Source organism: Streptomyces sp. 3330 (assembly GCF_031456635.1).
Classification (GTDB): domain Bacteria; phylum Actinomycetota; class Actinomycetes; order Streptomycetales; family Streptomycetaceae; genus Streptomyces.
Map to the genome: position 1 here is coordinate 1 of NZ_JAVDVA010000045.1, position 26,779 is coordinate 26,779.

The 26,779-nt window shown below is 74.3% G+C and carries 18 protein-coding genes and 1 pseudogene; 15 read left to right on the forward strand and 4 right to left on the reverse strand.

Going from position 1 to position 26,779, the window contains the following annotated elements; all coding sequences use genetic code 11:
- Nucleotides 1-788 precede the first annotated feature (788 nt).
- Nucleotides 789-1,931, forward strand: a complete 1,143-nt coding sequence (locus J2X68_RS38440) for an AfsR/SARP family transcriptional regulator (protein ID WP_310437260.1) — start codon at nucleotides 789-791, stop codon at nucleotides 1,929-1,931.
- 94 nt (nucleotides 1,932-2,025) lie between these two features.
- Here J2X68_RS38440 and J2X68_RS38445 read toward each other — a convergent pair whose 3' ends face one another.
- Nucleotides 2,026-4,140, reverse strand: coding sequence for an MMPL family transporter (locus J2X68_RS38445; protein ID WP_310437261.1), 2,115 nt, complete (start codon nucleotides 4,138-4,140; stop codon nucleotides 2,026-2,028).
- 1,281 nt (nucleotides 4,141-5,421) lie between these two features.
- Between J2X68_RS38445 and J2X68_RS38450 the strand changes: the two genes are divergently transcribed.
- The 6 genes and pseudogenes from J2X68_RS38450 to J2X68_RS38475 all read left to right on the forward strand — a co-directional run bounded on the left by J2X68_RS38450 (nucleotide 5,422) and on the right by J2X68_RS38475 (nucleotide 12,442).
- Nucleotides 5,422-6,942, forward strand: coding sequence for an MFS transporter (locus J2X68_RS38450; RefSeq protein ID WP_310437262.1), 1,521 nt, complete (start codon nucleotides 5,422-5,424; stop codon nucleotides 6,940-6,942).
- A gap of 46 nt (nucleotides 6,943-6,988) precedes the next feature.
- Nucleotides 6,989-7,102: pseudogene (locus J2X68_RS38455) on the forward strand (hypothetical protein); the annotation flags it as partial.
- Between the two features lie 88 nt (nucleotides 7,103-7,190).
- Nucleotides 7,191-7,496: a hypothetical protein gene (locus J2X68_RS38460; RefSeq protein ID WP_310437263.1), complete on the forward strand. Its 306-nt coding sequence runs from the start codon at nucleotides 7,191-7,193 to the stop codon at nucleotides 7,494-7,496.
- A 672-nt stretch (nucleotides 7,497-8,168) separates the two neighbouring features.
- Nucleotides 8,169-9,686, forward strand: coding sequence for an FAD-binding oxidoreductase (locus tag J2X68_RS38465; RefSeq protein WP_310437264.1), 1,518 nt, complete (start codon nucleotides 8,169-8,171; stop codon nucleotides 9,684-9,686).
- Between the two features lie 129 nt (nucleotides 9,687-9,815).
- A complete protein-coding gene (locus J2X68_RS38470; RefSeq protein ID WP_310437265.1) occupies nucleotides 9,816-11,072 on the forward strand; it encodes an FAD-dependent monooxygenase in 1,257 nt (418 codons plus the stop codon).
- Nucleotides 11,073-11,656: 584 nt separating this feature from the next.
- Nucleotides 11,657-12,442: a histidine phosphatase family protein gene (locus J2X68_RS38475; RefSeq protein WP_310437266.1), complete on the forward strand. Its 786-nt coding sequence runs from the start codon at nucleotides 11,657-11,659 to the stop codon at nucleotides 12,440-12,442.
- 85 nt (nucleotides 12,443-12,527) lie between these two features.
- Here J2X68_RS38475 and J2X68_RS38480 read toward each other — a convergent pair whose 3' ends face one another.
- Both J2X68_RS38480 and J2X68_RS38485 read right to left on the reverse strand, forming a co-directional pair.
- On the reverse strand, nucleotides 12,528-13,448 hold the full coding sequence (locus J2X68_RS38480; protein WP_310437267.1) for an aromatic prenyltransferase: 921 nt from the start codon (nucleotides 13,446-13,448) through the stop codon (nucleotides 12,528-12,530).
- A 123-nt stretch (nucleotides 13,449-13,571) separates the two neighbouring features.
- On the reverse strand, nucleotides 13,572-15,209 hold the full coding sequence (locus J2X68_RS38485) for a terpene cyclase/mutase family protein (protein WP_310437268.1): 1,638 nt from the start codon (nucleotides 15,207-15,209) through the stop codon (nucleotides 13,572-13,574).
- Nucleotides 15,210-15,792: 583 nt separating this feature from the next.
- Here J2X68_RS38485 and J2X68_RS38490 point away from each other — a divergent pair.
- Entirely contained in the window at nucleotides 15,793-17,568 is a 1,776-nt protein-coding gene (locus J2X68_RS38490) for an FAD-dependent monooxygenase (RefSeq protein WP_310437269.1), read from the forward strand.
- 440 nt (nucleotides 17,569-18,008) lie between these two features.
- Here J2X68_RS38490 and pcaB read toward each other — a convergent pair whose 3' ends face one another.
- Nucleotides 18,009-19,457 carry a 3-carboxy-cis,cis-muconate cycloisomerase gene (gene pcaB, locus J2X68_RS38495; RefSeq protein WP_310437270.1) on the reverse strand — a complete coding sequence of 483 codons (1,449 nt, stop codon included), beginning with the start codon at nucleotides 19,455-19,457 and terminating at the stop codon, nucleotides 18,009-18,011.
- Between the two features lie 570 nt (nucleotides 19,458-20,027).
- On the opposite strand from pcaB, the gene J2X68_RS38500 reads away from it, so the two are divergent.
- The 7 genes from J2X68_RS38500 to J2X68_RS38530 all read left to right on the forward strand — a co-directional run bounded on the left by J2X68_RS38500 (nucleotide 20,028) and on the right by J2X68_RS38530 (nucleotide 26,778).
- Entirely contained in the window at nucleotides 20,028-20,660 is a 633-nt protein-coding gene (locus tag J2X68_RS38500) for a hypothetical protein (RefSeq protein WP_310437271.1), read from the forward strand.
- Nucleotides 20,657-20,863, forward strand: coding sequence for a hypothetical protein (locus tag J2X68_RS38505; protein ID WP_310437272.1), 207 nt, complete (start codon nucleotides 20,657-20,659; stop codon nucleotides 20,861-20,863). The genes J2X68_RS38500 and J2X68_RS38505 overlap by 4 nt, the downstream gene beginning before the upstream one ends.
- A gap of 613 nt (nucleotides 20,864-21,476) precedes the next feature.
- Nucleotides 21,477-22,469: a mevalonate kinase gene (mvk, locus tag J2X68_RS38510; protein WP_310437286.1), complete on the forward strand. Its 993-nt coding sequence runs from the start codon at nucleotides 21,477-21,479 to the stop codon at nucleotides 22,467-22,469.
- Nucleotides 22,462-23,508, forward strand: a complete 1,047-nt coding sequence (gene mvaD, locus J2X68_RS38515; RefSeq protein ID WP_310437273.1) for a diphosphomevalonate decarboxylase — start codon at nucleotides 22,462-22,464, stop codon at nucleotides 23,506-23,508. Before mvk ends, mvaD begins: the two co-directional genes overlap by 8 nt.
- Complete coding sequence (locus J2X68_RS38520; protein WP_310437274.1) at nucleotides 23,505-24,620, forward strand: phosphomevalonate kinase; 1,116 nt, start codon at nucleotides 23,505-23,507, stop codon at nucleotides 24,618-24,620. The genes mvaD and J2X68_RS38520 overlap by 4 nt, the downstream gene beginning before the upstream one ends.
- A complete protein-coding gene (gene fni, locus J2X68_RS38525) occupies nucleotides 24,617-25,720 on the forward strand; it encodes a type 2 isopentenyl-diphosphate Delta-isomerase (protein ID WP_310437275.1) in 1,104 nt (367 codons plus the stop codon). The genes J2X68_RS38520 and fni overlap by 4 nt, the downstream gene beginning before the upstream one ends.
- Nucleotides 25,717-26,778 (forward strand): hydroxymethylglutaryl-CoA reductase, encoded by a 1,062-nt coding sequence (locus J2X68_RS38530; protein ID WP_310437276.1) that lies wholly within the window; start codon nucleotides 25,717-25,719, stop codon nucleotides 26,776-26,778. The genes fni and J2X68_RS38530 overlap by 4 nt, the downstream gene beginning before the upstream one ends.
- The last annotated feature ends 1 nt before the right edge of the window (nucleotide 26,779 follow it).

A 26,779-nucleotide genomic window follows, 5' to 3' on the forward strand; every position in this document is an offset into this window, starting at 1 on the left:
ATCCGGGCCACCCAGCGGACCTCATGACGTCCGGAGCACACGTGCGGGGAAACGGACCGGGGCGCCCACCGGGCGCCGCCGCAACCAGGCATCGCCCCGGATACCGTGTCACTGCCTCAACCTGCCCTCGAACGAAGGAAGTTGCGTTTGTGCGGGCGGGTGGTCGGCGGGCTGCGGCCGGCCGGGCGGCGGGGTGCGCGGTGCGGAGCGGGAGCCCTTTCGGGAGAGCCGGCCGGCGTGGGGCAGGTCACGTTCCGAGGGCTCTTGGCGCGATGCTGAGCGCCGTGTCACACTCTGGGCACGCCTTCCCTGCCCGAAATCGCGCCGCCCGCCGGGTGAGGGACTGCGCCGCGAGACGGCGGCCGCCGAACAGCTGGAGCCGTGTCCACGGCGGGAGCCGTAGGCGTTGCTGACCCCCCGAGGAGCGCGGGCCCGCTCCAGCCTCCGGACGCTCGCACCGGTCCCGGGCCGCGCGCGAACACCGTCGCGCGCGTCGGCGGCGCACACCCCGACGTGCCCGGCCTGTCACGGCCGCGCGCGAGCGCCGTCGGCTCCGGTCGCTTCCCGGAACCCCTTTTCGCGGCGGTCGTCAGGCCTGTGCCGCGAGTCGACGTGCTGCGGGGGCGCTCGCCGGCGGTCCGCACGGCGTCGCGTGCCCGTGCTTCTTCCCTTGCGTGCGGGGAGTCCCGTGCCGCCCGTGCGGCCTGTGCGGGTTCCCCAATGTGGCGCACCCCGCTTGCCGCCGGCTTGGCGCCGGCTTGGCCGGCCGCGTGATCAGAGGAGTGAGAATGCTGAAAGGCCCAGAGACCACGAACGACGAAGTCGACTCCCGCGCAGCAGGGTTCGGGTCCCCGGCGGGCCGCCGGGGCGGTGTGTACGTCATTCCCGGGCAACGGCCTGCGGGCGGCGGCGAGACGCGCCGCATCGCCGAGCTGGAGCGCGAGGTGCGCGAACTGCGGCGGGTGAACGAGACGTTGACGAGGTACTTCGCCAAGGCGCTCGACCTCGACTTCCCCCTCCCCCTGCCCCGCGCCGGCCGCGAGAGCAGGGGCCGCGGTGACGGTGCGGAGGGCGACGCCGACGCCGTTTCCCGGGGTGCGCCGTCGCCCTCGGCGGGAAGGGCGCCGGCGCGGCCGCGGGAGTCACCGGAGGTGTCCGCGGCCGGGGTGGAGTTGCGGGTGCTGGGTCCGGTGGAGGCGGCCGTCGGTGGCCGGGCGGTGGATCTGGGAGCGCCGAAGCAGCGTGCCGCGCTCGCGCTGCTGGTCAGCCAGGTGGGCCGGCCGGTGTCGGTGGACGTGATGCTGGAGGAGCTGTGGGAGGGGCAGCCGCCGCCGTCGGCGATGACGTCGCTGCACGCGTATGTGGCCAATCTGCGCAGGGTGCTGGAGCCGGAGCGCGCGCCGCGCAGGCCGGCGACGGTGCTGCGCACGCGGGGCCGGGGCTATCTGCTGGACAGCCGCGCCGTGCAGGTCGACGCCCGCCGCTTCGGCGAGCGGGCCACGGCCGGGTGGCAGGCGCTGGACCGGGGCGATCTGCGGCGGGCGCTGGACGCGTTCGAGGCGGGGCTGGCGTTGTGGCGCGGGCAGGCCTACGCGGAGGTGGCCGACACCGCGCAGGTGGCTCCGGAGCGGGTGCGGCTGGAGGAGCTGCGGCTGTCGGCCACCGAGGGACGCTGTGCGGCGCTGATCGCGGTGGGCGCGCACGAGGTCGCCGTGTCCGAACTGGCGGCCTTCACCCGCGCCCATCCGCTGCGTGAATACGGTTGTGAGCTGCTGGGTCTGGCGTTGTACCGGGCCGGGCGGCAGGCCGACGCGCTGGCGGTGCTGCGCAGCCATCACCAGCGGATGGCGCGGGAGCTGGGGATCGATCCGAGTCCCTCGCTCCGGCATCTCGAGAGTGAGATCCTGCGCCAGGCGCCGGGGCTGGGCTGAGGGCCGGGGTGTGGCCGCGCCCGGGCCGCGTTCCGGCACCCGGCCGCCCGGCGGGTGCCGGGAGGCCGGGTGCGCGGGGCGTGGCCGCGGGGCGTCAGCTGCCTTCGAGGGCGGGTTCGCGGTCGGGCCTGCCGGCCGGGGCGGCGGGGGTGCCGTCGTGGCGCGCGAAGAGCTTGCTGGGCCACCACATCCACCGGCCCACGTCCAGGGTCAGCGCGGTGACCAGCACCGAGCGGACGATCAGGGTGTCCAGCAGCACGCCGAAGGCCACCGTGAAGCCGAGTTCGGCGGCGAACAGCAGCGGCAGCGAGGCCATCGCCGCGAAGGTGCCGGCCAGCACCAGGCCCGCCGAGGTGATGACCCCGCCCGTCGCGGACAGGCCCTCCAGTGCGCCGCGCCGGGTGCCGTGTTCCTCGGTGATCTCGCGGACCCGGGTGACCAGGAAGATGTTGTAGTCGACGCCGAGGGCGACCAGGAACACGAACGACAGGAGCGGGAAGGAGGCGTCCGCCCCGGCGAAGCCGAACACGTGGTTGAACATCAGGCTGCTCACGCCCAGGGCCGCGGCGAAGGACAGCACCACCGTCGCCATGAGCAGCAGCGGGGCGACGACCGCCCGCAGCAGCAGGGTGAGGATGAGGAAGACCACGAGGAGCACGATGGGGATGATCACCTTGGAGTCGCGGGTGGCAGCGTCCCGTGTGTCGAGGGTGATCGCCGCGTTGCCGCCGACCTGGGCGTCGGCCGTCTCGATCCCGTGGACGGCGGTCCTGGCGCGCTGGACGGTGTCCAGGGCGGCCGAGCTGCTGGGGGCGTCCTGGAGTTCTCCGGCCAGCAGGGCGTCGTCGCCCTTGACCACCGCGGGGGCGACGTCGGCGATGCCGGGGACGTCGGCCAGCGCCGTGCGTACCCGCTCCGCCGAGTCGGCCTTGGTGACGACGTAGAGGGGGTCGCCCGAACCGGCCGGGAAGTGTTCGGCCTGGATCTCCTGGCCGACGGCCATCTGCGGTTTGTCGGTGAACTGGTCGGTGGTGGACAGTCCGTCGGCCTTGAGCCCGACCATGGCGACGGCCATGGCGCCCAGGACGACCGCGGTGCCGATCCACACCGTCCGCGGCCGGCCGGAGATGGCGGTGCCGACCCGGGTCCAGATGCCTTCCCGGGCGGTCTCGGCCGCTCCGTAGGCGGGTTTGACGGGCCAGAAGATCCAGCGGCCGAAGATGACCAGGAGGGCCGGCATCAGGGTGATCATGGCGAGCAGTCCGACGGCGATGCCGATGGCGCAGGCCGGGCCGAGTCCCTGGGTGGAGCGCAGGGTGGCCAGCATCAGCAGGGTCAGGCTGACCGCGACGGTGGCGGCGCTGGCGATGATCGCCGGGCTGCAGCGGCGCAGGGCCTCCGCCATCGCCTCGTGCCGGTCCTCGTGCAGCCGCAGTTCTTCGCGGTAGCGCGAGGTGAGCAGGAGCGCGTAGTCGGTGGCGGCGCCGAACACCAGCACGGTCAGGATGAAGCTGGTCTGGGAATTGACGGTGAGTCCGGCGTTCTTCGCCAGCAGGTAGATCACCGCTTCCGAGGCGCTCAGGGCGACGCCCGCGGTCAGCAGGGGCACCAGCGGCAGCACCGGGCTGCGGTAGGTGAGCAGCAGGATGACGATCACCACCAGTGCGGTGATGGCCGTGAGGCTGCCTCCGCCGCCGAAGGCCTCGATCGAGTCGGACGCGTGGCCGGCCGGTCCGGTGACATGGAATCCCAGGCCGCCGGCGTCCTTCTTGCCGACGTCGATCATCGAGGTGACGACTTCGTTGACGCCGTTCCAGCCGCTCTTGTCCTTCTGGACCTGGACGACGGTCTGGATGGCCATGCCGTCCTGGGACTTCAGCGGTCCCTGCGGGCGGCCCGCGACGTTCTTGATCTTCGCGAAGGCTTCGGCGTCCGCGCGGGCCTTGTCCATGTCGGCGGAGGTGACGCCTGCGGGCCGGTCGTAGATCACGATCGCGGGCATGGTGTCGGAGCGCTGGAACTTTTCGGACCGTTCGACGACCTTGGTCGACTCGGCGTTCGCGGGCAGCCAGGCCGAACTGTCGTTCTTCTGCACGTCGCCGAGCTTGCCGGCGAGTGCGAGGGCGGGGATCAGCAGGGCCACCCAGAGGGCGAGGACGACCCATTTCGCCACCCTGCCGCTGGGCAGGGAAGCCATGGTGCGAAGCATGTGTCACTCCTGAGTGATCACTCGTGGTGTGGGAGTCGGCCGGTGCCGGCATCGCCGCGGAGCCCGCGCACCCGGCGGCCGTCCGGGACGGGGCCGGGGGCGGTGGCCGCCCGGGTGGTGGCTTGGGACATTCCTGCCGGCGCAGCGCCGTCGGCGCTGCGGGCCTCGGCGGCGGTGCCGAGGGCGGCCCCGCACCGCGGGTTCACCGGCCGGCGGCTCGCCGGGGCGGGCTCACGGCAAAGGCGCCGCGGGTGGGCGTGGTCGCGGGCGTCGCCGTGCTCGTGGACGCGGTGGGCGCGCGGGCGGGTTGCCGGCGCGGGGTGTCCGAGGGGGGCCGCGGTCCGGGGAGGCCGCCCGCACCCGTCGCCGTCCCCGGCGTGCCGGTGCGCGTCTTCGCCGCGGCCCGCCGCGGGATCCGATGCCGCCTCCTGCGGGCCGCCCCGGGACAGGGCCGTCTTCTGGCCCGGCGGGGGGTAGGACATCTTCGGACCTCTCCGTGCGGATGCATTCGAAGGGAGACCCGCCCGGCACCCGGAAATGTGACATCGTCCCCGCGCGGTGTGGCGCACATCACCTCACCCGGTCCGCCGTCAAGCGGGCGCCAACCGCCCGTACAGTCCCGGCCAAGGCCCCTGGTCCACGCTGTTGCTCCGCACCCCGTGTTCGGCACAGCCGAAAGAAGAAGGGGTGCCGGCCACCTGCTGGTGGAACCCCGCGCGGGCGCGTCGGAAACGACCGCGGGCACACCGCCCCGCCCGCGCGCGAGGTGCTCCTCCACCGGCACGGACCTGACGGGGAGGAGACGAGAAGGCGGCCGCCCGCGGGATCCGTGAGGCCCCCGCTCCCCCGGCCCGCACATGCCGCCACCCGCCCCGGTGCGGGCGCCCCCACCGGCGCGCCGCCGCTGCGCGATGCCCTCGGGCAGGTGCGCCGCTCGGCGGCACGGCCCGCACGCGGCGCAGCGGCCGGTGCGACCGCACAGGACGCGCGGGTCGCGAAGGACGCGCAGGACGCGCGGGCCACGACCGGACCTGCCGGTCCCGGTTGGTCCCGGTCCCGGTCCCGGTTCCGGTCCCGGGCTGGTCCCGGTCCCGGTCCCGGTCGCCGTGGCCCGTACCGGCGCCGACGGCCAGCGGGCGGCCGGCCGGGCGGTGGCCCTGGAGCCGCCCGGGCGCCGCGATCCGGCCGGACCGCCCGGGGCCATGTCACATTCCGCTCGCCCCACCTGTCGTACGAGGGACGGGACACCTCACGTCGGTCCGAAACGAAAAGGAGAAGATCGTGGCAGCACAGAGCGCAGCCTCCGCTACCGAGGCAGCCGGAACCGAGGGGAGGAACCCCCGGCGCTGGCTCATCCTCGCCGTCATCTGCGTCGCGCAGCTCATGGTCGTCCTCGACGGAACGGTGATGAACCTCGCGCTGCCCTCCGCGCAGGAGGACCTGGGGTTCACGAACTCCGACAGGCAGTGGGTGGTGACCGCGTACCTGCTCGCGTTCGGCAGCCTGCTGCTGTTCTGCGGGCGGCTGGTCGACCTGATCGGCCGTAAGGAGACCTTCCTCATCGGGCTGGTCGGCTTCGCGGGCGCCTCCGCCGTCGGCGGCGCCGCGACCAACTTCGGGATGCTGGCGGCGTCCCGCGCCTGCCAGGGAGTGTTCGCCGCGCTGCTGGCGCCGGCCGCCCTGGCGCTGCTGGTCACGACGTTCACCGATCCGAAGGAACGCGGCAAGGCCTTCGGCGCCTTCAGCGCGGTCGCGGCCAGCGGCGGCGGCCTCGGGCTCATCATCGGCGGTTCGCTGACCTCCTCCCTGTCCTGGCGCTGGTGCATGTACATCAACCTGGTGTTCGTCGTCATCGCGGCGACCGGCAGCGCGCTGCTGATGGCCAAGCAGCCCAAGTCGCCGGGCGCCCGCCTGGACGTCCCGGGCGTCATCATGGTGTCGAGCGGCATGTTCTGCCTGGTCTACGGCTTCTCCAACGCCTCGACGCACAGCTGGGGCACGCCCTCCACCTGGGGCTTCCTGATCGCCGGCGCCGTGCTGCTGATCGTCTTCGCCGGCTGGCAGACCCGGGCCGCGCATCCGCTGCTGCCGCCGCGCATCGTCCTCGACCGCAACCGGGGCGGCGCGTACCTGACGATGCTGATCGTCGGCGCCGCCATGTACGGCATCTTCCTGTTCGTCATCTACTACATGCAGAGCACCCTGGGCTACTCGGCGATCAGGTCGGGTGTGGCGCTGCTGCCGATGGTGGCGCTCACCGCGGTGGCGGCCAACGTGGGCAACATCAAGCTGATGCCGCGGTTCGGCCCCAAGCCGCTGGTCACCGCCGGTCTGCTGCTCGGTTCGGCCGGCATGGTCTGGCTGACGGGCATCGACGTGGACTCCGGCTACGCGTCCGCGCTGCTGGGCCCGCTGATGATCGCCGGTGGCGGCATGGGCCTCATCTTCGCCTCGGCGTTCCGCACCGGCACCTCCGGCGTGGCGCCGTACGACGCGGGCATCGCCTCGGCGAGCATCCAGACCGGCCAGCAGATCGGCGGCGCGATCGGCCTGGCGCTGCTCAACACGGTGGCGACCAGCTCCACGACCGACTACATCGAGGGCCACGCGCAGGGCCGGCCGACGCTGCCGCTGATCCACACCGCGACGGTCCACGGCTACACCACGGCGTTCTGGTGGTGCGCCGGCATCTTCGCGGCCGGCGCCGTCATCTGCGGCACGCTGATGCGCCGCGGCCCGCTCCAGGCGCCCCCGGCCCCGCCCGCCGGGAAGCCGTCGGAGCCCGAGACGGCCCGGGCCTGACACGTACACCGCCGGGCTGCGTGCCCGGCGGGCCGCAGAAGAACCCGTGCCTGCCTTCGGCCGCGGCTTCCTCCACATTCAACGGTTCGAGCCGGCCTCCCAGGTCTGCTCGCCGTGCGGCGTCGAGGACGGCCCCGAACCCCTGCACCTCCGCGTGTGGGGATGCGGGGCTTGCGGGGCCGTCCTCGACCGGGGCATCAACGCGGCGGTCCACGTCGCCCAGGCCGCCGGACCGGCGGTATCAGCCTGTGGAGCGCAGGCAGGACCGGTACTCGTACCGGCCCAGCGCGGCGAAGCAGGAACCCACCGAGACGGTCGGCCGACCGTGGCAGGAATCCCCGGGTTTCAGCCCGGGGAGCGGAAGTCGAACCTGGTGCAGGCTGCAGGACGAAGCGAGCTGTCTGCTGCTGGCAGACCTCGTCGACGACACCGCCGGCCCTCTCACCGCCCTGTCGGCGTTCACCGACGTGATGGCTGAACTCAAGGGCGACCGGCTCGCGGAGCCGCTGACCATGGAGCAGCTGCCCCCGATCGGGTCCTACCGGTTCTTCTGACCCAACCCCGCCCGGCCACGGCTGCTGCCGTGCCCGGCGGACCGCACCCCGGGGCTCCGGCCGCGGACGGCGACCTGCCCTGGTCGCCGCCCGCAGCCGGAGCCCTCTGCCGTGCCCGCGGCACGCAACCGGAACCCCTGCCCTGCCGGCGGCCCGCGGCCGGAGCTCTCCGCTGTGCCCGCGGCACGCCCGCGGGGCCCGCGGGGCCCGCGGGGCCCGCGGCGGCGGGGCCGTCGCCCGGGGGCGGACTTCACCGCCGCGTGACGGCGGACGCGCCGGGGAGGTCGGGTGCGCCGAGCGGGAGCCGCGGGCCGCACGGCCGGCGCGGCAGCGGGGCCGTCGCCGGCAAGCGGATGACCGTGGCGGGGCGGTGGTGGGGGCGGGCCGGGGGCGGAGGGGTGTCGGGGGCGTGCCGGTGTGCGGGGGCGGTGCGGTGGCGGACGGGCTGATCGGGGAGGGTGCCGCGGGCTGCCCAGCCGGCGCCAGTCCGCGGACAAGTCGCCGCCAAGCCCGCGCTCATACGCTCTCGGCGGCATCAAAACGGAGTCCGCGGGGGCCGCACGTCTGGCGTGCGCCACGCGGTCTCGCGGCAGCCGGACGGTCTACCGGCAGAGTGCGCCAGAACCCTGCGTGCCCGGCGGCCCGAACTTCCCCCCATGAAAGGAACAGCGCATGGTCAATCGGCGATCCTTCCTCGTCGGTGCGGGCGGAGCGGCACTGGCAGTGGCCGGGATCTCCGGCCCCGCGTTCGCCCGGTCCTCACCCGGGAGCAAGTGGAACCGGCTGCGCCACCATCTCAGGGGCCGGCTGGTGCTGCCGTCCGACGCGGGCTACCCGACAGCCAAGCAGCTCTACCTCGCCCAGTTCGACGACATCCACCCCCGGGCGATCGCCTACTGCACCTCTCCTTCCGACGTGGCGCTGTGTCTCGGCTTCGCCGAGCACCACGGCGTGCCCATCGCCGTACGCAGCGGCGGCAACTGTGCGGGCGGCTACTCCACGAAGCCCGACAGCCTCGTCATCGACGTGTCCAGGATGAACGGGATCTCCCTCGGCCCCGAATCCGCGAAGCTCGGCCCCGGCGCCCAGCTCGTCGACATCACCGACCGGCTCGGACGGGCCGGGCTGACGATCGCCGACGGCTACTGCCCCACCGTCGCGGCCGGCGGGTTCCTCCAGGGCGGCGGCGCGGGCCCGTTCACCCGGGCCATGGGCATGGCCACGGACAGCGTGACCAAGGCGCAGGTGGTCCTCGCCGACGGCAGGGTCGTCACCGCCTCGCCGCACGAGCACAGCGACCTCTTCTGGGCCGTACGCGGAGGCGGCGGCGGCAACTTCGGCGTCGTGACCTCCTACACCATCACCCCCGAACCCCTCACCGATCTCGACACCTGCACGCTGCTGTGGCCCTACGACCAGGCGCTGGAGCTGTTCGACGGCTGGTCGAAGTGGCAGGCCGACGCGCCGTGGGCGATCGGCAGCGCGCTGCTCATCACGCTCATGGACGCCGCGCCGGGCAAGGTGCCGGTGGTGTCCGTCTTCATGGGCTCCGTGGACACCAGCGGCATCCTGGCCGGCGAGGTCGAGCGGCTGATCTCCCTGGTCGGCCGCCCCCCGGCGTCGCGCAAGCCGGTCAAGGCGCCGTATCAGCAGGTCATGATGGGCTTCTACCAGTGCGACGACAAGACGGTCGACGAGTGCCACCGCACGGGCACGGTGCCCGGCGGCCTGGTCCCCAGGATGGAGTACGGGATCTGGCGCAGCCGCCTGTTCAGCGAGCCGCTGCCGCACGAGGGATGGTCGAAGGTGCTCTCGGTCTTCGACAACGAACGGCATCCCGGGCAGATGCGCCAGTTGCAGCTCGTCACCATGGGCGGCAAGGCCAACACCGTGCCGCGCGACGCCACCGCGTTCGTGCACCGCGACACCATCTTCTCGATCGCCTTCCTCGCCGCGAACTACACGGGGCCGGTCTCCGAGGAGACCGTGGCCTCCGCGGAACGGTTCGCCGACACCGGCTTCGAGGTGATCGACCCCTATTCCAACGGCGAGACCTATCTGAACTTCTACGACCCGCGCGACCCGAACTGGGAGAGGTCCTACTACGCCGAGAACTATCCCCGGCTGATGAGGATCAAGGACAAGTACGACCCGTACAACCTGTTCAACCACGCGCAGAGCGTGCGGTGATCCGCACGTAACAGGGCTGCGAGCAGGGCCTTCCGGAGCATGGCGGGACACCGAAGAATCCCCGCGTGCCCGGGAGGCCCGTGCCGTCGCCGGATCCGGCCTGAGCCATTCCCGACCCCTGGGGGCGAAATGAACGACATGACCAAGGCGCCTGTTCTCATAGCCGGCGCCGGGATCGGCGGACTGACGGCGGCGCTGAGCCTGCACGCCGCGGGCATCGACGCGGTCGTGCTGGAGAGCTCCCGCGACATCCGCCCGCTCGGCGTCGGGATGAACCTGCTGCCGCACGGGGTCCGCGAGCTGATCGAACTCGGCCTGGGCGACGACCTCGCCGCCCTCGGCGTGGCCACGGCCGAGCACGTGTTCTGCGACAGCGCGGGCGAGCGGCTCTTCACCGAGCCGCGCGGGAAGTCCGTGGGCTACCACTGGCCGCAGTACTCCATCCACCGCGGCGAGTTGCAGCAGCTGCTGCTCGAGCGGGTCCGCGAACGGCTCGGCCCCGACGCCGTGCGCACCGGCCTGCGGCTGCTGGACTTCACCGAGCACCCCGACGGCGTCCGCGTCCGTGTGCGGGACCGGGCCAGGGACACCGACGAGACGTTCGAGGGCGCCGCGCTGATCGGTGCGGACGGACTGCACTCGACGGTGCGCACCCGGCTCCACCCGAAGGAGGGGCCGCTGTCCTGGTCGGGCCAGCGGATGTGGCGGGGCGTCACGGTGATGGAGGAGCCCTTCCTGACCGGCCGGTCCATGGTGGTCGCCAGCGACGGCACCGCCTCGCTGGTCGCGTACCCGATCGGCCGGAACCGGGTCAACTGGGTCTGCCTGGTGCGCGTCGCCGAACCCGGCCCGCTGCCCGAGGACGGCGCGGTGGACACGGCCGACGACTACCGCGCGGGCCGGCTGGACGAGGCGCTGTCGCACTACGACGGCTGGTCGCTGGGCTGGCTCGACGTGCACGAGCTGCTCAAGCGCAGCGACCACATCCTCGAATACCCCATGGTCGACCGCGAACCGCTGACCTCCTGGGGCCGCGGCCGGGTGACGCTGCTCGGCGACGCCGCCCACCCCATGTATCCCGCCGGGGCCAACGGCGCGTCCCAGGCCATCCTGGACGCGCGGGTCCTCGCCCACGAACTGGCGCGGGCGGGCGACGACGTGCCGGCGGGGCTCGCCGCGTACGAGAGCGCCCGCCTGGAGGCGACCGCGAACGTGGTCCACGCGGGCCGCGCGATGGAGCGCGCCGCCGGGCCCGCGATGCTGAACCGCGGCATGCTCGCCCAGATCATGGAGTTCTACCGCAAAATGGCCGACAGCGAGGTGGCCGAGCTCAACGCCCGGCCGTCGCTGACCCCGGCCGCCGCCGGCCGCCACGGGACGCCATGACGCCACCACCACCGCCCCCGCGCCCGGCCCGGTGACGCCCCGCCTGCGGGGACCGGGCCGGGCGCTGTCGGCGGAGCCGGGCCGGTGCTGTCGGCGAGGCCACGGTCGCGGTGACGGCGGCCACCCCGGCCCGCTCCGGACAGGGCGAGGCGTACGCGCGCACCTGCGGGAGGCGCCTCACGGCTGGCGGCCGCTTGCCTCTCCCCCGCCGGTCCTGGCGGCCGCTCGCCGGTCCTGGCCGACCGGCGAGCGGCCGGCAGGGCCGGCGCGGCGCTTCGTGCGCGAGCGGATGTGCCCGCAGGAGAGCGGCGGACGGCGCAGCGGACCGCGGCTCCCAGGTGAGCGGCGGACCTGGGCGCCGCGCCGGTGCGCCGTCCGCCGCGGCATGCGACACGCCGCGCCGGCCGGGGAGAAGGGGCCGGGTCTCCCCCGGCCGCCGGTGCCTGCCGCCGGTGCCTGCAGCAGGCACCGCTCGAGGGGCCGCGGAGGGAATCGTCCGCCGCCGGGAGCCGTCGCTGCGGCGGCGGTGCGTCGCGACGGCTCCGGGTCATGATCAGGGGTGGGGGCCGACGACGGGAGCGCACATGTCCGCATCGCGCAGCGATACACCGGACGAGTCCGGGACAGCCGTGCCGGGCCGGGCCGACGGGCCCGGGCGGGCCCTGCTGCCGGCGTCCGCGCTGGCCGCGCTGTGGGCGGTGCGGCACGGGCAGAGCACCGCCAACGTCGCCTTCGCCGAGGCCGGGCGGACCGGCTCGGCCGCTCTGCCGGTCACGGGACGCGACAGCGACGTCCCGCTGTCCGCGCTGGGGCGGGCCCAGGCTCGTACGCTGGCCGGCTGGCTCGCCGGACACGCTCCGGGTGCCGGGCCGGACCTGGTGGTCTGCTCCCCCTATGTGCGCGCCCGGCAGACCTGGCAGGCGATGGCCGCGGCGGCGCCGGACGTGCCGGTGCTGGTCGACGAGCGGCTGCGCGACCGTGAGATGGGCGTCTTCGAGCTGCACCCGCCGGCCGCGCTGGCGGCCCGGGCGCCGGCCGAGGCCGCGCGCCGGGCACTGCTGGGCGAGTGGTCGTACCGTCCGCCGGGCGGCGAGGCGCTCGCCGACGTCGCCCTGCGTGTACGGGACTTCACCTCCGAGCTGGCCGGGGCCGCGGCCGGCCGGCGCGTCCTGCTCGTCGCGCACGACGCGATCGTCATCGCCCTGCGCCATGTGCTGGCCGGTCTCGGCGCGCCGGTCCCGCACGCTCTGCCGCCGGTGCCCCACGCCTCCGTCACGCACTGGCGGGGCGACGGGCGTCATCTGCGGCTCGCGCAGTGGGGCCGCACCGCCCACCTCGCCGGCCTCGCCCGGCCGGAAGGGCCCGCGTGAGCGGCGCGCCTGCGGCGGGGATCCGGGCTCGCCGCAGGGCCGCCAGCCGGTGGCTGACGGCCCGTCATGAAAGGTGCGGGCGGGGCTACTCCGGGAGGTTGTCGAACGCCTTCACCAGCTTTCGCTGGTAGTCGCTGATCTGGTAGTAGGCGCCGAGCTTGTAGTACTCCTTCTCCGGCGACAGGGCGAGTCCGTAGACGAGCGCGCGCTGCTCGCCGACGTAGGCGTACGGGGCGGTGTTGGCGTACTGCGCCATCTGGCCGAGCTCGGGCTCCGACTTGGTGGGGGCCGTCTCGGGGTCGGTGGTGATCACGGCGAAGCAGATCCGCACGATCTTCGAGGAGTCCCAGTTGAGGGTCGGGTAGATGGCGAACGACTTCTTCGCGAACTCCACCCCCTGCTCGCCGACTTCCTTCAGTCCCATCTCCCGCAGCATCGACTGGATGTAGTCCGCCTCCAGAGGGGCCGTGGTGGCGCGGTCGCAGTAGAGGTTCAGCTCGTGGCGCTTGTAGTCGACGGAGACTCCCGTGACCCGGTCCAGGCCGTAGCGGGCGAACAGCTCGGCGTTCTCCGCCGCCGCGCGCGGCATGGACGGCAGGTCGAAGAGCTTCTCCAGGTCGTGCACGTCGTTGGAGGGGAAGGCCGCGTAGGCCTTCTTGAAGCCTCCGGCGACATCGACGTCGATGCCGTACATGCCGACGGGGAAGCGCTCCTGGAAGTCGGAGATGACGGAGCCGACGGGGTGGTCCGTGGGCTCGATCAGGCCTTCGGACAGCGCGAAGGAGTACGGGTCGACGTGATCGGCGGGGACGGTCATGCTGAGGTCGAGACCGCCGGAATGACTGCCGCTGGCGGTCATGGAGAAGACGATCACGGCCTCGTCCAGCAGGTCCTGATGCCCGGTCAGGACCGGTCGCACCTTGTCACCCGCGCATACAGTGCCGGCCAGGGCTGCCGCCTTCTCCACAGCCGCATACACACGGTCGACTTCAGTGGCTTTGGACATTGCTTCCTCCATGCCTCGAGCGCTTCCTGACGCTGCTGCTACATAGTTGCCGGTCGTCCTGGCCGGGCCGGCACGGCCGCTCGGTCCCGTCCCCGGCCTGCTCGCCGTGGCGTGGACGCCCGCTCACGCCACTTCCTGGGGAAGCGGCGCCGCGCCCGGGACCCGGGAGCGGACGTGACCGAAGGCGAGCAGCACGGGAGCCTGGGTCAGGACGGAGACGTAGTACGGGAAGGGGCGGGGGCCGACCATGTCCGGCGGCCCGCTGTACGCGCCGTCCGCGTCCTGGTTGTCGAGCAGCCAGGACAGGGCGCGCCCGACGGGCCGGGCCTCGTCGCCGCAGCACAGTGTGATCAGCCCGTAGGCGGTGCTGATGGCGTCGCTGGCGTCGCCGGGCTGCATGCCCCAGCCGCCGTCGGCGTTCTGCGTGGCCCGCACCGACTGCTCCATGCGGCGGGCCACCTCGGCCATGCGGCGGTCGTCCGCGTCCGCGGTGCCCACGGCGAGGCGCGCGCGGAAGATCGTGTGCAGGCGGCTGCGGCTCCACCCGGGCTCGAACCCGCCGTCGGGCAGCTGGCTCTCGGCGAGGAAGTCCAGGGCCCGCTGCCGTGCGGCCACGGTGTCGGTGTGCGGGGCGAGCGCGTTGACCGCCGCGGCCGTCATGCACGGCTCGCCGCGGGCGCCGGCGACGTAGGTGGGGAAGCCGCCGTCCTCGCCCTGCACGGCGAGCAGCGCGTCCACCCCGCTGCGGACGGCGCCGTGGAAGCGGACCGGGGCGGTCTCCTGGATGAACTCCAGGGCGCACGAGGTGCAGTCGACGTCGTTCAGCGCCACGCCGGGGGACATCGACCAGCCGCCGGTGAGGGCGGCGCCGCGCGACAGGGAGGGCAGCGGGGCGCCGCCCTGGTGGTGGACGAGGGTGCCCGCCATCCGGCGCAGCAGCTCCGGCGGGGCGCCGGTGGCGGCGAGGCCGATGCCGGCGGTCGCGGTGCACCAGTGGTGCATCTCCGCGATGAACGGGAAGCCGCCGTCGTCGCGCTGGTGGCGCAGCACGCTGTCCAGTCCGCCGCGCACGGTCGCCTCCTGCCCGGGGACACCGGCCAGCGCGTGCAGGGTCAGCAGGTGCATCAGCACGTAGCCCTCCCACACCGTGGTCGCCGGGTCCGTGGCGGTCAGCGTGGTCAGGGCGGCTTCGGTCGCCGGGTTGTGCACCTTGGCGGCGTTGGCGAGGATCAGCGTGACGGCGGCCTGCTGGACGACGTTCCAGGAGTGCGTGGGGTCGGTGGGCGCCGCCTCGTCCGGCGCGGGCGCGACATCGGAGGGCAGGGGGCATCCGAGGACCGACAGCACGGCGTACAGCATCTTGCGGCGGCGGGCGGAGATGAACTCCGGTGCGCTGCCGAGCACGGCGTCGGTCAGCTTCTCGATGAGGTCGGTGTCGCCGTCGGGGGCCCGGTGGACCGCGGTGGAGACGGCGAGCGTGGCCAGGACGCGGTCGAATTCCTGCGGGGAGTCCAGGCGCGCCTGCAGGAAGGCGAGCACGCGGTCCCGGGCGGGCGAGGCCGCGCCGATGCGTGCCATCAAGGTGAGCGCGAGCGCCGATTCCAGGACGCGGCTGTGGCATTCGCCGCGTATCGAGCCGTCGGCGTCGACCCTGTCGATGACGTTGTCCCGCAGTCGCGACACGGCCTGGTGCACGTGATCGGGATCGACGCCGGCCGGCCACGGCAACGGGGCCGGACGCGGTGCATTCAGTGGTCTCATGCCGTGCTCCTTTGACATGTCGTTGCGGCTCCCCCGCCGGGGCCACGGCAGGACGCATTTGGGATTGCGGCCAAGAGTCGGTGACGGGACTTGGCTGGCGCTGTTCCGCGACTTGGCGCCTGCTTGGCAACCGGGGGCGGCCGTGCGGTGCGGGCGTCGGCCGGCCACGAAAGAGCGCGCGGCGACCGGGGCGGCCGGGGGCCGAGGAGATGGCTGTCGCCCCGTACGGGCGGGGCACTACGGCGTGCGGGCTCACGGATACGGCGGTGCGGGCTCGGGGAGGTGGCGGTACGGGCTTCCGGGGGGGCGGGTCGTGTGCCGGTGGCGCCGTGCGGGCGGGCGTCGGTCTCGGTGCGGCGGCGCCAACCCGGCACCAAGCCGGGAGATAGTGCGGGCCAATCAGGCAGGCCGATGATGGGGGCCGCGGCGCCGGACGCGTCGGATGTCGTCGCGGCGGGGCCACCGCCGCATGCCCGAACGGCTTCCCGGCCGAGCCGATGTCGCGTTCCGTCCGCCGCCGGCCGCGGTCGTTCGTGATCGTCCGACGCCCCGCACGGGGCCCTCACCTGATGGAAGGCCGAATATGGAGGAGACCGAGGTTGCGGTCCTGATCGTGGGCGGCGGTGGCTGCGGCCTGTCCGCCTCCGTCTTCCTCTCGGACCACGGTGTGGGGCACATGCTCGTGGAACGGCACGCGGACACGTCGATCCTGCCGAAGGCGCACTACGTCAACCAGCGCACGATGGAGATCTTCCGCCAGCACGGCGTCTACGACGCGGTCGTCGAACACGCCTCGACCACCGGCCAGTTCGGGCGGGTGCGCTGGCAGACCACGCTCACCGGCGACGGGCCGCTGGACGCGCGGGTGATCCACGAGATGGACGCCTTCGGCGGCGGCGCGCTGACCGCGCTGTACGCGGCGGACGGCCCCGTGCTGCCGGTCAAGCTGCCGCAGCTGCGGCTGGAGCCGATCCTGCGGCGGCAGGCCGAGGAGCGCAATCCCGGCCGGATCCTCTTCTCCCGCGAACTGGTCTCCTTCGCCGAGGAGGACGAGCGGGTCGTCGCGGAGATCCGCGACCGCGAGAGCGGCGAGGTCACCCGGGTCCGCGCGCGATACGTCATCGCCGCCGACGGCGGCCGCACCCTCGGCCCCGCGCTCGGCGTGCAGATGCAGGGCGTGTTCGACATGGCCGACGTCACCACCGCCTACTTCTCGGCGGACCTGTCGAAGTGGTGGCGGGAGGGCTCCCTCATCACCTGGTTCGTCAACCCCTACCGCCCCGACCTGAGCAGCGCGCTGCTGGAGATGGGGCCGACCTGGGGCCGGCACTGCGAGGAGTGGGGACTGACCTTCAGCCTGGGCGACGTGGACCGCTCCGACGACGAGGCGATCGCCGACCGGATGCGCACGGTGCTGGGCCTGCCCGGTCTCGACCTGACGGTGCACAAGGTGTCGCACTGGACGGTCGAGGGGGTGCTCGCCGACCGCTACCGGGCCGGCCGCGTCCTCATCGTCGGCGACGCCGCCCACCGCCAGCCGCCCACCACCGGGCTCGGCCTGAACGGCGGCATCCAGGACGTGCACAACCTCGCCTGGAAGCTGGCCGCGGTGCTCGACGGCCGCGCCGACGACGGCCTGCTGGACACCTACGAGGCCGAGCGGCGGGCCCTGGGCCGGCGCAACGTCGAATGGGGCCTGGCGACCTGGTTCCACCACCGGGTCATGACGGAGGCCGCGCTCGGCCTCGGCCCGCACGTCCCGCCGCAGCGCCGCTCGTCGGCGTTCACCACCTACTTCGCCCCCTCCGCCATCGGCGCCGTCACACGCGCCAGGGCGGCGGAGTTCTTCGACACCCACCGCGCCGAATGCCAGGCGCACGACCTGGAGATCGGCTTCGCCTACGAGGAGGGCGCGCTCGTCCCCGACGGGAGCCGGCCCCAGCCGCGCTCGCCCATGGGCGACGCCTACCGCCCCACCACCCGCCCCGGGCACCGGCTGCCGCACGCGTGGATCGAGCGCGACGGACAGCGCGTGTCCACCCACGACCTGGTCGGGGCCTCGACCGCGTTCGTCCTGATCACCGGCCCCGGGGGCGCGCCCTGGGCCGAGGCCGCCGGGCAGGTCGCCGAGAAGTTCGCCGTGCCTGTCACCGTGGCCCGTATCGGGGACGGCGCGCCGTACGCGGACGTCGACGGCGGCTGGGCGGCGGTGCGCGAGATCACGGACGACGGCGCGGTCCTGGTACGCCCCGACCACCACGTCGCGTGGCGTTCGACGGGCGCGGCCGACGACCCGGCCGGCGTACTGGCCCAGGCGCTGTCACAGATCCTGGAACACGACACCACCGGCAGACGCTAGCCCACCGGAGCTGATGTTCCGTCAACTGCGCTGCCCCGTCCGTCAACTGCGCTGCCCCGTCCGTCATCTGAGCTGGCCGACATCTGAGCTGGCCGACATCTGGGCGGTCCGACATCCGGGCTGTCCGGTCTGCGTCTGGGGCCTGACCGGCCCGGCGCCTGCGGGTGCCGTGGCCTGCCGTCCCGGTGAAGCACGGGGTGCGGCCGATGCGGCCGGGACGCCCCCGCACGGCGCCGCAGCGCGAGAGGAGGGCCGGGGTGACCCCGGCCCTCCTCTCGCGCCACCACCCGGCCGGAGCGCCGGCGACGACCTGCCCGGGTCCGACCGGCCCGGTGCCGCCGGTGACCGCGCGGTGCCCGGGGTCCGCCGTCCGCCGGGTGGGCCGGGCCCGGGAACCGCGGGCGGCCGGGGGCCCGGGCGGCGGGGCGGGGGCGGATCGTCTAGTGCTGGTCCGCCCGGGCCGTGTGCGGGGTGGCCGGTGTGGTGAGTGCGCGGTCGACCAGCGGGCCGGCGGCGCCGGTGTAGCGGGCCGGGTCGAGCAGCGCGGCCGCCTCGTCGCGGCTCAGCAGGCCGGCCAGCTGCGGGAGTTCGGCCAGCACGTCGGCCAGAGGGCGGCCGGTGCGGGAGGCGAGCGCCGAGGCCTGCGTCAGCAGTTCTTTGGCGGCCGTCCGGCCCAGGTGCGGGGCCAGGACGGCCGAGACGCGTTCGGAGACGAGCCGGCCGCCGGTGGCCTCGAGGTTGGCGCGCATCCGCTCGGGGTGGACGGTGAGTCCGCGGGCGAGTTCCACGGCCGTGTGGGCGGCGCCGCCGGTGAGGCGCAGGGCCTCGCGCAGGGGCTGCCATTCGGCGTGCCACACCCCGGCCGAGCGTTCGTCCTCGGCGGGCAGGCACTGCATCAGCACGGTGCTCAGTGCGGGCACCTGGAGGGCCGCGGAGCGGATCAGGGTGGCGAGGACGGGGTTGCGTTTGTGCGGCATGGCCGAGGAGGCGCCGCGTCCGGCGGCCGCGGGCTCGGCGACTTCGCCGACCTCGGTGCGGGTGAGTACGAGGACGTCCGCGGCGATCTTGCCGAGGGCGCCGGCGGTGTGGGCGAGCGCCGCGCCCAGGTCGGCGACGGGGGTGCGCAGGGCGTGCCAGGGCAGCAGGGGGGCGGTCAGGCCCGTCTCGGCGGCGAAGGCGGTGCCGAGGTCGTCGAGCACGGCCGCGGGGTCCGCGTCGGGGCCCGCGTACTGGAGGTAGCCGGCGAGGGTGCCGGCCGCGCCGCCGAGGGCGACCGGCAGTCCGTCGCGGGCGACGCGTTCGAGCCGGTCGGCGGCGTCCAGGACCAGTTGGCGCCATCCGGCGGCCTTGAGTCCGAAGGTGGTGGGCACCGCGTGCAGGGCGAGGGTGCGGCCGGCCATCACGGTGTCGCGGTGGGCGGCCGCGAGGCCGGCCAGTGCGTCGGCCACCGTCCGCAGGTCCGCGACGGTCAGGCGCAGTGCCCGCCGGGCCACCAGCATCGCTGCGGTGTCGAAGACGTCCTGGCTGGTGGAGCCGCGGTGCACGTATTCGGCGGCCTCGGCGGAGCGCTGGGCGACGAGCGCGGTCAGCGCCTTGACCAGGCCCACGACCGGGTTCGCGGTCTCCCGTGCGGCCAGGGCCAGTTCGCGGACGTCGAACAGGTCCGCGCGGGCGGCGGCCGTGATGGCGTCGGCGGCGAAGGCGGGCACCGTGCCGCAGCGGGCCTGGGCGCGGGCCAGGGCCGCCTCCGCGTCGAGCATCGCCTGGAGCCAGGCGTGGTCGCCCACGGCCGCCTCGACGGGGGTGCCCGCGCGCACCGGTGAGAGCAGTCCGGCGTCGAGGTGGGCGGCGGGGGCGGGTGCCGTCGGGGATGCGGGCGAGGAGGTCATGCGTCTGCCTTCGGGCTCGGGGCCGGGCCGTCGGCGCGGGCCGCGCGGCCGGCCGGGTCGGTGGGTGCGCTCCCCTGGCGTGCCGGGGTGTGCGGGCAGGGCGGTCCGGGCCGCCGCCGTCGGGCCGGGGTCCTCGGGGGCCGCCCGGGGTGTGCGCGTGTGCGCGGACGGCGCCCCTGCCGTGGCGGGCAGGGCCGGGTGGCCGAATACGTAGGGGCCGGGGCCGCGTCGGGGCGGGGTGCCCGCCGGGTTCGGTGTCCGTCCTTCCCGCGCCACGTTCGGCGCAGGCGCTCGGGTCCGGGTGGAACGCGGCTCGAAGGGGCGGGCGGGCGGGGCGCTGCGCGGGGCGGGCACGAACGCGGCTGGACCGGGCCTCCAGCAGCCGTCGCTACGTTCGTCGGGTGCGGAAGGGCCCTGCGGGGCAGCTGCGTGCGCCGCACCGACCGAGGCCGTCCGGCCCTCAGGCCGAGCGGAACTGCCCTTGTTTCGCGGGGGTGTTGCGGCTCGGCTGTCCAGCCCCGTCTCGGGCCGTGCGGCCGCGGGCCGTGTCACCTCACGGAGGAGAATGCGATGACGGTACAGCCGTGCCCCAGACATCACGCCCATGAAGGCGGCGCCGCCGACGGATCCGTCCTGTGTGCCCGCTGCGCCGGTCAGGCGGAGCGCGACCTGCGGGCGCTGCCCGCCCTGCACCAGGAGTGCCTGCACCACGCGTCGCCGACGTCCCGGCGCGGCAACCCCACGAAGGTGTCGGGAAGCCGGAGTCGGGATCATCTGAACGTCGCGGTGCTCGACGCCCGTCACCGTCTTGTCACCACGCTCGGATCCTGGGCGGAGGTGGTCGCCGAAAGTCACGCGGTGGCCGTTCCGGGCCGGTCCGTGCCGCAGTTGGCGCGGTTCCTGGCGCAGCATGTGGCGTGGCTGGTGGCGCAGCCTTGTGCGGCCGACTTCGCCGACGAGGTGGAGGCGCTGGCGGCCGAGCTGCGCAGCACGATCGATCCCGGCTCCGGGGAGCTGCGTACGGCGATCCGCCGGTGTGTCGTGGACCGCTGCTCGGGGACGATCAGCACCTCGCTGGGCGGGGGCGAGCGGGCACGGCCGGGCCGTCTGGAGTGCTCGATGGGGCATGTGTGGGACATGCGCGAGTGGCTGGGTCTGCGGCATCTGATGGAGCTGCAGCAGCGCGAGGGGGCCGGGGCATGACGAACCCGCCGCGTCACCGGCTCGTGCCGACCAATGTCGCCGCGCTCGCGGTGGGGGTGTCCGAGGCGACCATCCGCAAGTGGGTGAGCCGGGGGAAGATCACGCGCTACGGCGCGCCGAACTGCCGTTCCGCGTTCGACATCGACGAGCTCACGAAGATCGCCATGCAGCGTTCTCCCCGTCCGTCACGGCTCCCCCGCTGACCGGCGCCGGCGGCTTCGGGCAGGTGTCCCGTCGGCTGCCCCTGCCGGGCGTGCGTGCCCGCGGCGTGCGGGCCCGTGGCGTGCGGGCCCGGGCGCGGGGCTGCACCCTGTGCGGTGCGCCCGCCCCGCCCCCTGGCGAAGTGACCCAGGTCACTTTGAGGTGTCCTTGGCGTGGGAGCACCCCCGTGTCACTATCGATGCACATTTTCGCTGCCCGAAAACTTCTTCGGTGCGGCCGGGCGGGTGTGATCTCCCCGCTCCTCCCAGATGAGCGCCGGCTGCCGGTGTACGGCGCGGTGCTGTCCGTGTGCCCGGCGCCGTCCGGCGCGGGCGGTCCCCCGCGGCCGGCGCGGCGGCGCGTGCGGCGCCCTGGTCCCTGCGGCCGGCGCCGTTCCCGGTTCCCTCTCCCGCCGGGCCGGCGCGGCTTCGGCGCGCCCGGCTCCCGGCGGGGCGCGGCCGGCCGGCCGGCGCGGTGCGCGCCGCCGTCCCCGAGGCCCTGCGGCCGTCCGCGGCGCCCTTGGCGCGCCGGGGAAGTCCGGTGCGCGGACGGCCAGTCCGATTTTCACTGCAGAAACGAGAAGGGGAGCTGAGTGCGTTGACTCTACCGACCTCTGTGGCGGGGGTCTCGGCACACCACCGGGCTCGCTCCGTCGGCATCGGTCGCGCTCACGCCAAGGCCATTTTGCTGGGGGAGCACGCCGTCGTGTACGGGGCTCCGGCGATCGCGGTGCCGATCCCGCAGCTGTCGGCCACGGCGAGCGCCGGGTGGTCCGCCGACCCTCCGGACGCCGCCGGCGCGCAGGGCGGCCTGTCCTTCGCCATGACCGGTTCGGTGTCGCGGGCGATGGTGACGCAGGCCTCCGACGGGCTGCGGGAGCTGACCGCCGCCTTCACCGCGCAGCTGGGCGTGAGCGACGCTCCGCGCCTCGACGTGATCGTCGACGGCGCCATCCCGCCCGGGCGCGGGCTGGGTTCGAGCGCGGCCACGTCGCGGGCGATCGCGCTCGCCCTGGCCGATCTGTTCGACCGGGAACTGAGCGAGGCGGCCGCGTTCGATCTGGTGCAGACGGCGGAGAACATGGCGCACGGGCGGGCCAGCGGCGTCGACGCCGTGGCCGTCGGCGCGTCGGCGCCGCTGCTGTTCCAGGCCGGTCAGGCCCGTGAACTCAGGCTCGGCTGCGACACGTTGCTCGTCGTCGCCGACAGCGGCACCGCGGGCAGCACCAAGGAGGCGGTCGGGCTGCTGCGCGAGGGCCTGCGGCGCGAGGGCACCCAGGACCGGTTCCTGCGCCGCGCGACCGCGTTCGTCGACGCGGCCGTGGCGGCCCTCGCCGAGGGCCGGGCCGCCGACGTCGGTGCGCAGCTGACCGGCTATCACCAGCTGCTGCGCGCGGCCGGGCTGAGCACCGGCCTGATCGACGCCATGGTCGAGGCCGCGCTGGACGCGGGCAGCCTCGGGGCGAAGATCACCGGCGGCGGGCTGGGCGGCTGCATGATCGCGCTGACCCGGCCGGAGCACGCCAGGAACGTCACCGTCCGACTGCACGAGGCCGGCGCCGCGCAGACGTGGGTCGTCCCGCTGAGGAGGCTCGCCGACCATGTCTGAACAGCACACCGCCGTGGTGCACCGCTCCGGTCCGCACGGCGCGGCGGGGGCCGCCGCCGTCGCGCACCCGAACATCGCGCTGGTGAAGTACTGGGGCAAGCGCGACGAGGAACTCGTCCTGCCCCGCACCGACAGCCTGTCGATGACGCTGGACATCTTCCCCACGACCACCCGGGTCCGGCTCGACGCCGCGGCGCGGCGCGACGAGGTGAGCCTGGGCGGCGTGCCCGCCACGGGTGAGGCGCTGCGCCGCGTCGTCGCCTTCCTCGACCTGGTCCGCGACCGGGCGGGGCTGTCCGTGCGGGCGGTCGTCGACACCGAGAACACCGTCCCCACCGGGGCGGGGCTCGCCTCCTCCGCCAGCGGGTTCGCCGCCCTGGCGGCCGCGGCCGCCGCCGCCTACGGGCTTCGCCTCGACGCCACCGCCCTGTCGCGGCTCGCGCGGCGCGGCTCGGGATCGGCGTCCCGGTCGGTCTTCGGCGGCTTCGCCGTCTGGCACGCGGGCACCGGCAGCGGCGCCGGCGCGGACCTGGGCTCCTACGCCGAGCCGGTGCCGGCCGCGGGTCTCGACCCCGCACTGGTCATCGCGGTGGTCGACGCCGGGCCCAAGACGGTCTCCAGCCGGGACGCGATGCGGCGCACCGTCGCCACCTCGCCGCTGTACGGGCCGTGGGCCGCCTCCAGCAAGGACGACCTCGTCGCGATGCGGGCCGCGCTGCTGCGCGCCGACCTCGACGCGGTCGGTGAGATCGCGGAGCGCAACGCGCTCGGCATGCACGCCACGATGCTGGCGGCACGGCCCGCGGTGCGCTATCTGGCCCCGGCCACGCTCATGGTCCTCGACAGCGTGCTCCAGCTGCGCCGGGACGGGGTGGCGGCGTACGCCACGATGGACGCCGGGCCGAACGTCAAGGTGCTGTGCCGGGGCGCGGACGCGGGCCGGGTGGCCGCGGTGGTGCGCGGCGCCGCCCGGGGCGCCGCGGTGCACATCGCCCGGCCGGGGCCGGGCGCCCGCCTGCTGACCGGCGACGGGCGATGAGCGGCGGGCGGACGGTCGTGCGGCGCGCGCCGGGCAAGCTGTTCGTCGCGGGCGAGTACGCCGTGGTGGAGCCCGGCACCCCGGCGATCGTGACGGCGGTGGGCCGGTCGGTCACGGTCCGCGTCCGCGCCGCGGACGAGCCGGGCGTGGTGATCTCCTCCGACCTGGTCGCGCGGCCGATGCGCTGGCAGTGGCGCGACGACCGGCTCGAGGTGTGTGCCGGGCAGGACGAGCACCGGGTGCGCGGCGCGGCGGCCCACGTGGTGTCGGCCGTCGAGACCGTGGCCCGTCTGCTGGCCGAACGCGGAGCGCCCGCACCCCGGTTGGACATCTCGGTCAGCAGTGACCTGCACGAGCAGGGCACGAAGTTCGGTCTGGGGTCCAGCGGCGCGGTGAGCGTGGCGAGCGTCGCGGCCGTCGCGGCGCACCACGGCATGGAGCTGTCGTCCGCCTCCCGGTTCCGCCTGGCGCTGCTGGCCGCCGCCCGTATCGACCCCAAGGGCTCCGGCGGTGATCTCGCCGCCAGCACCTGGGGCGGCTGGATCGCCTACCGGGCGCCCGACCGCGCCTTCGTGCTCGACCTGGCGCAGCGCCGGGGCGTCGGGGAGGCCCTGCGGGCGCCCTGGCCGGGCCTGGGGGTGCGTCCGCTGCCGCCGCCGCGCGGCCTGCGTCTGGAGGTCGGCTGGACCGGCCGTCCGGCGTCCACCACCTCGCTCGTCGCCGGCCTGCACCGGCGCACCTGGCGGGGCAGCGCCTCGCACCAGGAGTTCATCAAGACCAGCACCGACTTCGTGACCGCCGCGGTGGACGCGCTGGAGAGCGGTGACGACGACGCCCTGCTGCACCAGATCCGGCGCGCCCGTCAGGAGCTGGCCCGCCTGGACGCCGAGGAACGCCTCGGCATCTTCACCCCCGAGCTGACGGCGCTGTGCGCGGCGGCCGAGGCCGTCGGCGGCGCGGCCAAGCCCTCGGGGGCGGGCGGCGGTGACTGCGGCATCGCGCTGCTGGACGCCGCGGCCGGGCACGACATCGCGCACGTACGGCAGCGGTGGGCTGCGGCGGGCGTTCAGCCCCTGTCCGTCGCGTCCGCCCCGGAAAGGAACGAGGAATGAGCAGCGCTCAACGCAAGGACGACCATGTCCGCCTGGCCATGGAGCAGCACCGTGCGCACAGTGGCCTCAACCAGTTCGACGAGGTGTCGTTCGTCCACCACGCCCTGGCGGGCATCGACCGGCCCGACGTCTCGCTGGCCACGTCCTTCGCCGGCATCCGGTGGCAGGCCCCGCTCTACATCAACGCCATGACCGGCGGCAGCGCCAAGACCGGCGCCATCAACCGGGATCTGGCCACCGCCGCCCGCGAGAGCGGCGTCGCCATCGCCTCGGGCTCCATGAACGCCTACCTCAAGGACCCCTCCTGCGCCGACACCTTCCGTGTCCTGCGCACGCACAACCCGCACGGGTTCGTGATGGCCAACATCAACGCCACGACCTCGGTGGACGACGCGCTGCGCGCCGTCGACCTGCTGGGGGCCGACGCCCTGCAGATCCACGTCAACACCGCGCAGGAAACCCCCATGCCGGAGGGCGACCGGTCGTTCGCGGCGTGGGCCGGGCAGATCGAGAAGATCACCGCCGGCGTGGACGTCCCCGTGATCGTCAAGGAGGTCGGCAACGGTCTGAGCCGCCAGAGCGTCCTGCTGCTGAAGGACCTGGGCGTGCCGGTGGCCGATCTCGCCGGGCGGGGCGGCACCGACTTCGCGCGCATCGAGAACGGGCGCCGGGAGCTGGCCGACTACGCCTACCTGCACGGCTGGGGCCAGTCGACCGCCGCCTGCCTGCTGGACAGCACCGGCGCCGGCCTGCCGGTGCTCGCCTCCGGCGGGGTGCGCCATCCGCTCGACGTCGCCCGCAGCCTCGCGCTCGGCGCCCGCGCCGTCGGGGTGTCGGGCGGGTTCCTGCGCACGCTCATGGACGGCGGCGTCGCGGCGCTCGTCACCCAGATCACCACCTGGCTCGACCAGCTGGCGGCGCTGCAGACCATGCTCGGCGCGCGCACCCCGGCCGACCTGACGCGCTGCGACGTGCTGGTGCACGGCTCGCTGCGCGAGTTCTGCGCGGACCGGGGCATCGACACCGGCCGCCTCGCCCGGCGCTCCGCCGCCACCGACTCCACCGACGCCCTCCACCAGATGACGGGAAGCACACGATGACCGACACACACGCGATCGCCGGCGTACCGATGCAGTGGGTCGGTCCGGTCCGCATATCGGGCAACGTCGCCACCACCGAGACCCAGGTGCCGCTGGCCACCTACGAGTCGCCGCTGTGGCCCTCGGTGGGCCGCGGCGCGAAGGTGTCCATGCTCGCCGAGCAGGGCATCGTCGCCACCCTCGTCGACGAGCGGATGACCCGCTCGGTCCTGGTCGAGGCGACGGACGCGCAGACCGCGTACACGGCCGCGCGGACCATCGAGGCGCGCATCGACGAGCTGCGCACCGTGGTGCGCGGGTGCAGCAGGTTCGCCGAACTGATCGGCATCCGCCACGAGATCAACGCCAACCTGCTGTTCATCCGCTTCGAGTTCTCCACCGGCGACGCCTCCGGCCACAACATGGCCACCCTCGCCTCCGACGCGCTGCTGGGGCATCTGCTCGAGACGGTTCCCGGCATCTCCTACGGGTCGATCTCGGGCAACTACTGCACCGACAAGAAGGCCACCGCGGTCAACGGGATCCTGGGGCGCGGCAAGAACGTCGTCACCGAACTGCTCGTGCCGCGGGCGGTGGTCGAGGACGTCCTGCACACCACGGCCGCGAAGATAGCCGAGCTCAACCTCCGCAAGAACCTCCTGGGCACGCTCCTGGCCGGCGGTATCCGCTCGGCCAACGCCCACTTCGCGAACATGCTCCTCGGGTTCTACCTGGCGACCGGCCAGGACGCCGCCAACATCGTCGAGGGATCCCAGGGCGTGGTCATGGCCGAGGACCGCGACGGCGACCTCTACTTCGCCTGCACCCTGCCCAACCTGATCGTGGGCACCGTCGGCAACGGCAAGGGCCTGGCCTTCGTGGAGACGAACCTGACCCGGCTCGGCTGCCGGGCCGACCGCGCGCCCGGGGAGAACGCGCGCCGCCTCGCCGTCATCGCGGCGGCGACGGTGCTGTGCGGTGAACTCTCGCTGCTGGCGGCCCAGACCAACCCCGGCGAGCTGATGCGCGCGCACGTCCAGCTGGAACGCGACCACACGAGTGCAAAGGTTGGTGTTTAGG